The organism is uncultured Cyclobacterium sp. (assembly GCF_963976465.1).
In the GTDB taxonomy this organism is placed as follows: domain Bacteria; phylum Bacteroidota; class Bacteroidia; order Cytophagales; family Cyclobacteriaceae; genus Cyclobacterium.
On the sequence record NZ_CAXBOC010000179.1, the window covers coordinates 1 to 9,569 of the forward strand.

Sequence of the window (9,569 nt, forward strand, 5' to 3'; positions counted from 1 at the left end):
TAAGCTTGGTCATCACTGGTCTTTTTTAAGTCATGGGCTTTTCCAGCTAGGTGAACATAATGACTTGCTAAAACTGTGGAGTCAGCAAAGAAATCTTCATAGGTTAAAACCTCTTTTCCATCCCCAGCACTTCTACTAAGCGATAGAATATCTCCTTTGCCATTTTTATTCAGGAATTCATAAAGGTTTTGGCCTACAAAACCTGAAATGCCGGTAATTAATAAATTCATGCTCTAATGCTCATTAAAAATACGAATAAGTTTATCCAACAATAATTCTCTTTCAAAATTTCCCTCAAAATATTTTCTTGCATTAATGCCCATTTCTTGCCTAGTTTGAGAAGATTCCCCATATAATTTCAAAATTATTTCAGCTAATCCTTTAGGATTGCTAGCTGTGGCTACCAGTCCGGCTTTTGCCTGCAAAATAACATTTGCTCCTTCTCCGTCTAATGCTCCAATAATAGGTTTACCGCAGGCTAAATAAGATTGAACTTTAGATGGTATAGTTAAAGAAAATATTTTGCTTTCCTTCAAACTTACCAAAAGAGCATCTCCACATGCGAAAAAATCAGGCATATTATCCACTGGAAATGCCCCTAGTAAATGAAAATTACTATTCAAACCATACTCATTAACCTTTTGTACTACAAATTCCTTTTTCCTACCGTTACCTAAAATAACGAAATGAATATCTGGGTTCTTTTCCTTGACAATTCTAGCTGCTTCAATTATAGATTCAAAGTCCTGTGCTTCTCCGATATTACCTGCAAACATTACACTAAAGGGAACCTTGGGTACTAATTTCACAATACCATCATCCGGACGAACTATATTGTAAAATGATTCTGTAGAATTAGGATAATAAATGATTTTACTATTTGGCACACCTTGGTTAAGAATATATTGTCGAAACCCTTCAGATTGAATAAGTATCTTTCTAGAATTGCTGTAAATCCATCGGGTAACTTTATCAAGTTGTCTTAATACAAACCTATTATTTAATTGACCTGCTGCAGATACACTTTCAGGCCATAAATCTTGGACCCAAAAATAAATCGGTATGTTTAGTTTTTTCCCAAGGAAAACAGCTGGAATTCCAACTGTAATAGGGGAAGGCTCATATACAAAAATCAAATCATATTTCTCTCTAAGAAATAAAGCACGCAGAGTAGCTAAAAACGCAAAGGATAAATAGTTAATCATAAGCTTAACCCCAGATCCACTTCCTCTTGTAATCAAAGGGCTCCGATGCACCCTTATCCCTTTCCAATCTTCTTCCGGTTTATTGAAAAAATTATAACCTGGATAGTAACTTCCACTTGGATAATTTGGCTTCCCAGTAAGGACTTGAACTTCATTGCCTCTTTCCTTAAGGCCTACAGCTAAATCATTAATCCGAAAATTTTCTGGCCAAAAGTATTGTGTAACTATTAGGATTTTCAAAATGTATCTTTAAACAATTTACTTAAATGTATAATGGGTATAAAAAGATGAGTGGTTAACCATCCATATTTTCATATGTTCAATCATCACTTTATACGAAGGAACTTCATAATTAAAATCAGATCTTGAATTAACAAGGCTTTTATCAACCTTATAATCACTTTTCCCTTCAATTGGAATTTTATTTTCCTTGAAAGTTTGATTAAACAACTTTAGTAAATCATATTTTGCAATTTTATCACCATTAACAAGATGGTACAATCCTTTTAAATTTTGCTTTATTGCTTCATGGATGGCCTTCGCTAATTCGATCGTTGTAACGCCGGTCCAATATGCTTCTTTGTATCCGGATATTGGATTGGTTTGGTTTATAAACCAATGGAATAAGCCTATTCCATCTGATTTTAGTTCAGGTCCAATAATAGAAGTCCTAATAGTCAAATCACGATCATTGATTACTTCTCCAAGCGCTTTGGATTGTGCGTAAAAACCAATACCATTTTTAAAGCTATCCTCTGCATAACCTCCCTCTTTTCCTGAGAAAACACAATCTGTACTAATGTGAATTAATTTGAAACTAAACTTTTTACCTAAGGACGATAAAAAATGAGGAAAATAACTATTAAAAAAAATAGCCTGATCTGGACTATCTTCGGCTGTTTTATTTAATAAACCTATACAATTGATTACCACGTCAAATTTTTGATTCTCCAGAATTTCTTCTAGTTTTTCTGTATTTGAAACATCTAATTGAATAAAATTCTTACCATCCTCAGCCCCTCGTGCCATACCCCATATCTCATAAGTGCCTAATTCATTCAAATATGTCTTGACAACATGGCCAGCCATTCCCTTGGCCCCGATAACTAAAATCTTTTTCATAAAATTATTTTTTATTTATTCCAAATTACCCGATCAACTATTGAAGAATAGCTTTGAATAACTTTTATTACTCTTTCAGAGGTATTAGGTACATTGTACTCGGCTGGTAAATTAGCTACATCAGTAACAGGCAACTTAGAAGAAATTTCAATACTATTTAATATTTGTTCCTCAGTAATTCCACCCAATACAATTGTACCGGCATCTATTGCCTCTGGTCTTTCTGTACTAGTTCGAATACTTACTGCCGGAAACCCCATCATTGCAGACTCTTCACTAATAGTTCCACTGTCTGATAAGACGATAAAAGCATTTTGTTGCAATTTCACATAATCAAAAAATCCCAATGGTGGAATGTTGCTAATTAAAGGGTGAAAGGTAATGTTATTATTTTCGATCCTTTTTCTGGTCCTGGGGTGGGTAGAGAAAATTATTGGAAATTGGTATTTATCAGCAACAGCGTTTAACCCTTTTACTAAAAGTTCAAAATGGTCTTTTAAATCAATATTCTCTTCTCTATGAGCACTTACAACTAAATATTTTCCGGTTTCAAGTTTTAACCTTTCGACGACATCACTGTCTTTAATTTTAGTTTCATATTTATTTAAAACTTCTCTTAAAGGGGATCCTGTAACAAATACGTGGTCCTTTCTGAACCCTTCACTTAACAAATATCTCCGACTATGTTCGGTATAGGTTAAATTTATATCACTAATATGATCAGAAATTTTACGGTTTATTTCTTCGGGGACATTTTGATCAAAGCACCTATTCCCTGCTTCCATATGAAAGATGGGAATTTTTAGCCTTTTTGCAGCAATCGTGCAAAGCACACTATTAGTATCACCAAGTACCAAGAGGGCATCAGGTTTTTCCAAAGTAAGTATTTCGTAAGATTTAGCAATGACATTACCAATTGTTTCTCCCAAATGATTGCCTGCTACATTTAAAAAATGATCTGGTTTTCTAAGATCTAAATCCTCGAAAAATATCTCGTTTAGGGTGTAATCGTAATTTTGGCCAGTATGCACCAAAACGTGATCAAAAAATAAATCACACTTTTTAATGCATTCTGCCAACCTAATAATTTCAGGGCGAGTCCCTAAAACTGTAACTACTTTTAATTTACTCATCTCTTATTTGTTTTTTTTGCTGTTAGTCTACCATTTATACCATAAACTTTTATCAAACCTGAAATCATCATTTTGAGATTCCTCTATAGAGAAATTAGAAAAAACCATCAATTGAGAATTTGGAGACGTAGCTTGAAATCCATTTACATATCCTCCTGGAATAATTAAAACTTGGGGTTCAGAAAAATCAAGATGGTATTCAATTGGTTGATTTGCTATGGTTCCTAGATTCCAATCTTTTATTTTTACCAAAACAATTTTAAAGGAACCTGAACTTACATAAAACCATTTGGATTCCTTTTTATGCCCCTGCCAAGCCCTAATGACTTCAGTATTTGAGTGACAAATATTATAAAACCTTTTAACTTCTGAAAAATCAAATTCATTCACAAAGGAAATACTACCTCGTTCATCTGAATGAATTCCTCCGTTAATAATTTTTGGGGTTTTCATGATATCTTATCCTTCATATTGATCCACATCCTTTTCACCAAAAACTTCTCTTTTAATTAATGGCAACTTGCTCAATAATTTTTTCATACCATTGACATCCAATTGTTCAGTGTTATGAGAATGATAATCCTCTACCTTAGAAATATCCTTTTCACCTTCAAAAAAGTATTGATTGTAATTAAGATCTCTATTATCAGCAGGAATCCTATAAAATTCTCCCATGTCATTGGCTTTTAACATTTCTTCACGGGTACACAAAGTTTCGTACAGTTTTTCTCCATGCCGTGTACCAATCACCTTTATTTCATTATTCGCATTATTCAATTCCAATAGAGCTTGGGCTAAGTCTCCAATTGTACCAGCAGGAGCCTTATTCACAAAAAGATCTCCTTGATTCCCATGTTCAAATGCAAAAAGGACCAAATCAACCGCATCTTCTAAGGACATCAAAAAACGTGTCATGCTGGGATCTGTAATAGTAAGAACTTCACCATTTTTGATTTGTTGTTGAAATAAAGGTATCACAGAACCTCTAGAGGCCATTACATTACCATATCTGGTTAGACAAACTGTAGTTGCATTATTGGGTATATTTCTTGACGCAGCAATGGCAACTTTTTCCATCAGTGCTTTAGAGATTCCCATAGCATTAATTGGATAGGCAGCCTTATCAGTACTCAAACAAATGATTTTTTTAACATTATTAGATATCGCAGCATCTATAGCATTTTGAGTACCAAAAACATTAGTTTTAGTAGCCTCTATTGGAAAAAATTCACAAGACGGAACTTGTTTCAGGGCAGCAGCATGAAAAACATAATCAACACCTCTCATGGCTCTTTCTATGCTATCATAATTACGGACATCACCAATATAGAATTTAAGTTTGGGATGATTTAAAGCAACCCGCATATCATGTTGCTTTTTTTCATCACGAGAAAAAATGCGAATTTCGCTAAAATGATCTGTGTTTAGAAAACGGTTTAAAACGGCGTTCCCAAAGGATCCAGTTCCTCCAGTAATTAAAAGTGTTTTATTTTTGAACATGTGATAATTTTTTATATAACTTTTCCCAATGAAATATATTAGATTTAATATCAAAATTATTAAGACATAAGGAATAGGCTCTATCCCTCATTTTCAAATAATCAATTTTAGGTAGGTCAATTAATTGAACTATAGATTTAGAAATTCCATCTACAGAACCCTCAGTCCAATAGCCTGCATTAAATTTTGTTAAAGATTGCCAAGGAGTATTTTTTGAAGCGATAACCGGTGTACCTTGCGCCAATGCTTCTAAAACTACATTACCGAAATTTTCAGATTGTGATGGTAAAACCAATGCCTGTGAAGAGGCTATAAGTTTATCTTTATAACCACCTTGAACATGTCCCATAAAAGTAACAGAATCTTGAATATTTAGGGTTTTGACAAGTTGTTTTAGCCGTTTTTCATAAGCTATTTCGTATGGTAGACGAGCTGATCCAACAATTAAAAGATTCAATTTAACCTTCGAAAGCTTCTGAGATAAGACAACTGATTTTATCAAAACATCAATATTTTTGATTGGATTGATTCTTCCGATAAATAAAAGCTGCCCATTTGTAATTTTTACGTTTCGTTTAAGTGGCATTTTAACGTAATTAGGAATAGTAATTATCTCTTTGGCTCTAGGGAAATATTTATTAATAATATTAGATTCAAAATTATTTGTTGCGTGGAAAATTACTTTATTTTGAAATATTTTTATAAAAAAAAGAAATATTCTTTTCTGCAAACTTTTATTTTTTAAAGCTGCTGGATAGAGTTCACCTCTAGGTGATAAAATAATTTTTTTCCTATTAAATGTAGCTTTAATCAATAGTGGTAAGGTAGGAAAGAAAAAGAGACTGGAAAATTGAACAACATCACTTTCATTTATTAAATCAAATCCATATTTTAAAAACTTTATTCTACTGCTATCCAAAAACAAAACTTGATGACGTGGGGAATTTATAGCATTTGACACATCATGAAGGGATTTTAGAGGATCTAACCCAAAGTTTGTAGATAAAACAGAAATATCAAATTCCCTTTTATTAATTTCAGAATTTAACCAATACAAAGTATTAGCAGGACCTCCCGCTTGCGATGGATAATAACATAAAAGTGGATGAAAGATTTTCATATAATATTACGCAGAACTTTAGCTGGATTACCACCTACAATGGTATTAGAATCAACATTTTTTGTAACTATTGAACCTGCTGCAATAATAGAATTTTCACCAATAAATTGTACATGAGGTAAAATTATTGCATTTGCACCTATCCAAACTCCATTACTTATCACTTTGGATAACTTATTAGGTTTTGAAAATGGATTAAGGCCATGATCATGACTCATAATATTAACATGCTCAGAAATAACTACACTATCTCCTATTGTAAGATTACCACTAAAATCAAGTTGAACCCATTTATTAACTTGAGAATTATTACCTATAGTCAACTCACTTTCAGGAAATTCAGAAAATATACTAACTTCCCTGCCTAAAGAAACATTATCGCCCAAAATAAGATTACGAGGATATCGAATAGAAACTCCCTTTTGTACTATTAAGTTAATTCCCACTTTTCCTAAATTAAACTTCCAAAAAAAACTGGAAATTTTCTCATAAACAGAAACATAAAGTACCCTGATGAAAACACTCAAAAATTTAATTAACCCAAGAGGTTCTAAATTCCAATATTTAATAAACTTACTTTTCATTGATCAATTTTTTTAAAAGTAAATCGGAATGTGATAATAAGGAACCATTTAATATTTCCTTTAAAGTTTCTTGTCCTTTTCTTCCAACTTTTTCTAGAACTTCTACCTGATCCAAATATTGGTTAACTATAACTCCAGCATTTGTAGAGTCTTTAACAGGAATTTCAATACAATTATAAAGATGCTTCATTCTTCCAGAAATCCCACCAACAAATGTGGTAAAAATAGGCAACCCACTTGCCATTGCCTCGTAAAGCACCCTAGGGAAACCCTCATCATGAGATGTGAAAATAAAAGCATCGGCATTATCATACATCAACTTCAATGAATCTTTATCTGAAATCAAACCATGAAACATTATATATTCTTGAAGACCTGAGTCAGTAATAAGAATTTTTACTTTATCAAACAAATCACCTCCTCCAACTATATTTAGCACGAAATTGAAATCATTAAATTTCAATTTCTTAGCAATTTCAATTAATTCATATATACCCTTCCTCTCCTCAACTCTACCCACAAAGAGAAGATTAATTAATTTAGGAGCATCGTAATTTCGATCAAGATTAAAATCGGAAAGTTGAATATTAATCATAGGTTTTATAACATCTACATTATCACAAAATCTTAAAAGATCATTTGATAATGAAGGAGAAACAGAAAGAATGAATTTTGCCCTATTTAAAATAATGCGATCAATGAAACTTTGATTATAATACTGCCCCCTAATATAAAGCCCAATTGGCTTTCCCAATAAATTCGCAACATATGCCATAATTTTACCAATAGTCCCTGGGTAAAAAATGTATAGAAAATCATAACTCCTTATCAATTGAAATATTTTAATAAAGAAAGAAAGTGACTTTATATTAGGAAGAAGCTCAAAGTTTAAAGAATGAGTAACTAGATCAAAATTCAATAAATTATTATTTTGGTCATAAACCGAAGAACTTTGTGTAAAACTAACAGAATGAACTTCACTTATATCTTGCAAAAAATTTCCAGTATGATTATTTATAAAAAAAGAAATATTATTATAAACACCAATAGAACCATTACCAACAACTAGAATTTTCATCAAGAATTAACTTAAAATATAACTAATTTAACAATTATTTAATCTTTAAAGATAGAAAAAAAAAGAGATCAAATCAAAATTTAAATTTTTTATTATTGACAAACACTAATAATATCATAGGTAAGAAAAGCTTGAAAATTCGTCCTATCACATGATAGGTGAATATGTAACCAATACTAAATCCAATCCCAACAGAAACTAATGCAAATGCATAAGATGTATAAACATCTTTTGAATGCCTGAAAAATGAATCAAAATGAATAATTAAAAGGACTGTAAGAAAAGGGTATATAAAAAAGAATAATAAACCCATATGCATATATCCTTGGATACTCATAGGCAATATCCTGAAACTTGCCCTATTAAGAAAAATTGCAATCTTTTCATTAAAAATATTACTAGTTCTATTATCCATATTTGCAAACCTATGAACTAAAGGGATAGAACTTAAATAGTCATTTGCGATAAGTTCACCATAATTCTTTTCATCATACTGACTAAACCCATATAATCCTTGATAAATACTTGGAAAGCTACTTGTATAGTCATTAACAAAATTTGAAAAGTAAGCAGGTCCAATTAAATCCCCTACACCTTCAGATATAGAACTAGTACGAAACTGCTTATAAATTGTTAGAGTTAGCATAAGAATAAAGAAATATATTGAAATGAAAATCAAAATTTTCTTACTAAATTCTTTATAAAATTTAGACACTATAAAGAAATATGATAAAAAAGGTAACAGAATACTGGCCCTACTTACTCCTATATAGAATAAAGTAAAAAAGAGTATTGAAAGTATAGAAAGAAAAATAAATAATTTTTTTTTGCTGGAATGAAATTTCCAGCAATACTTTTCAAATAAATATAAATTTAAAAAAATTATAGAAAATTTAATTAATTCAAGCCCAAAAGTAGGACCATAAACTACTTCTTCATCACCAAATGAATACGAAGGATCTGCATATCTAGAAGAGTCAAATACAAAATTGAAATTAATTAAAAGTTCAGGAAAAAGAGTTATAACCCCTAAGGAAAACGATACTAATAAAAAAATGAATAAAGGATTTGATTTTTTTTTAAAAATTATTGAAACATTATTTCCTTTTGCGAAATACTTAATAGTTAAAAAGATCACGAACATTTCTACTAAAATGATATAGTAAGAATGATATACATATTCACTAATTAAAGTTCTTGGAATTATATCAGATTCGTAATCACTGAGTATATAAAATGGAAAAAAAAAACACATACCTCAAAAACATTATGCAATGCATAACTATTAAACCCGGGCCGTAATATATTTTATGAGAAGAAAAGAACCATAAACAAAAAGTAAAAGCCGAAGGAATAATAAAAATAAATTCTAAGTTACTTTCATAAACATTAAAAAACGATAAATATAAACTATAAAATGAGACCAAAAAAGACATTATAAATAGCGTCCCCGGTAACGAATATATATTCAGTGTGCCTAAGTACCAACTCTTATTCATGAAATAAAATGATTATTATGACAAAATAAACACAAAGCTGTTTTAGATACTTTCATTAGAAGTATTGACACCTTTATTTTTTAAAGCAAACAATATTTCTTTTAAATCATCTACGACTCTCAATTTTAGAGTTAATGCAATTATTAAAAACAAAATTAAACCACCTATAAACTGTATAATCAATACCCATAGGTCGTTAATTGTCAGGAATTTACAACTGAAATAATACAATAAACTAAATAAAGCAGCAGAAATTAAAATAGTACCAGAAATATCTTCAAATTGTTCTGTTAATTTATAACCAATTTCACGTCCAGAATAATACATT

At 30.8% G+C, this 9,569-nt stretch carries 11 protein-coding genes; all 11 read right to left on the reverse strand.

Annotation, left to right across the window (positions count from 1 at the left end; genetic code table 11):
* On the reverse strand, positions 1–230 hold a 230-nt coding region (locus AAC037_RS11535), incomplete at its 3' end, for an NAD-dependent epimerase/dehydratase family protein (protein WP_339903138.1).
* A 3-nt stretch (positions 231–233) separates the two neighbouring features.
* Complete coding sequence (locus AAC037_RS11540) at positions 234–1,445, reverse strand: glycosyltransferase family 4 protein (protein WP_339903139.1); 1,212 nt, start codon at positions 1,443–1,445, stop codon at positions 234–236.
* Positions 1,446–1,463: 18 nt separating this feature from the next.
* Positions 1,464–2,327, reverse strand: coding sequence for an SDR family oxidoreductase (locus tag AAC037_RS11545; protein ID WP_339903140.1), 864 nt, complete (start codon positions 2,325–2,327; stop codon positions 1,464–1,466).
* Between the two features lie 11 nt (positions 2,328–2,338).
* A complete protein-coding gene (wecB, locus tag AAC037_RS11550; RefSeq protein WP_339903141.1) occupies positions 2,339–3,460 on the reverse strand; it encodes a UDP-N-acetylglucosamine 2-epimerase (non-hydrolyzing) in 1,122 nt (373 codons plus the stop codon).
* A 27-nt stretch (positions 3,461–3,487) separates the two neighbouring features.
* Positions 3,488–3,913: a WxcM-like domain-containing protein gene (locus tag AAC037_RS11555; RefSeq protein ID WP_339903142.1), complete on the reverse strand. Its 426-nt coding sequence runs from the start codon at positions 3,911–3,913 to the stop codon at positions 3,488–3,490.
* Positions 3,914–3,919: 6 nt separating this feature from the next.
* The gene (locus tag AAC037_RS11560) at positions 3,920–4,960 is read right to left on the reverse strand and encodes a polysaccharide biosynthesis protein (protein ID WP_339903143.1); all 1,041 of its coding nucleotides are present in this window, start codon (positions 4,958–4,960) and stop codon (positions 3,920–3,922) included.
* The gene (locus AAC037_RS11565) at positions 4,947–6,080 is read right to left on the reverse strand and encodes a glycosyltransferase (protein ID WP_339903144.1); all 1,134 of its coding nucleotides are present in this window, start codon (positions 6,078–6,080) and stop codon (positions 4,947–4,949) included. Before AAC037_RS11565 ends, AAC037_RS11560 begins: the two co-directional genes overlap by 14 nt.
* On the reverse strand, positions 6,077–6,664 hold the full coding sequence (locus tag AAC037_RS11570; protein ID WP_339903145.1) for an acyltransferase: 588 nt from the start codon (positions 6,662–6,664) through the stop codon (positions 6,077–6,079). Before AAC037_RS11570 ends, AAC037_RS11565 begins: the two co-directional genes overlap by 4 nt.
* On the reverse strand, positions 6,654–7,742 hold the full coding sequence (locus tag AAC037_RS11575) for a glycosyltransferase (protein WP_339903146.1): 1,089 nt from the start codon (positions 7,740–7,742) through the stop codon (positions 6,654–6,656). The genes AAC037_RS11570 and AAC037_RS11575 overlap by 11 nt, the downstream gene beginning before the upstream one ends.
* A 73-nt stretch (positions 7,743–7,815) precedes the next feature.
* On the reverse strand, positions 7,816–8,880 hold the full coding sequence (locus AAC037_RS11580) for a hypothetical protein (RefSeq protein ID WP_339903147.1): 1,065 nt from the start codon (positions 8,878–8,880) through the stop codon (positions 7,816–7,818).
* Between the two features lie 403 nt (positions 8,881–9,283).
* A partial coding sequence (locus AAC037_RS11585; protein ID WP_339903149.1) for a hypothetical protein occupies positions 9,284–9,569 on the reverse strand: 286 nt, incomplete at its 5' end.

What these genes read in the sequence shown, in the direction of transcription:
- AAC037_RS11555 (WP_339903142.1), bottom strand. Translation starts at nt 3,913, where the DNA reads ATGAAAACCCCAAAAATTATTAACGGAGGAATTCATTCAGATGAACGA.
- AAC037_RS11560 (WP_339903143.1), bottom strand. Translation starts at nt 4,960, where the DNA reads ATGTTCAAAAATAAAACACTTTTAATTACTGGAGGAACTGGATCCTTT.
- AAC037_RS11565 (WP_339903144.1), bottom strand. Translation starts at nt 6,080, where the DNA reads ATGAAAATCTTTCATCCACTTTTATGTTATTATCCATCGCAAGCGGGA.
- AAC037_RS11570 (WP_339903145.1), bottom strand. Translation starts at nt 6,664, where the DNA reads ATGAAAAGTAAGTTTATTAAATATTGGAATTTAGAACCTCTTGGGTTA.
- AAC037_RS11575 (WP_339903146.1), bottom strand. Translation starts at nt 7,742, where the DNA reads ATGAAAATTCTAGTTGTTGGTAATGGTTCTATTGGTGTTTATAATAAT.
- AAC037_RS11545 (WP_339903140.1), bottom strand. Translation starts at nt 2,327, where the DNA reads ATGAAAAAGATTTTAGTTATCGGGGCCAAGGGAATGGCTGGCCATGTT.
- wecB (WP_339903141.1), bottom strand. Translation starts at nt 3,460, where the DNA reads ATGAGTAAATTAAAAGTAGTTACAGTTTTAGGGACTCGCCCTGAAATT.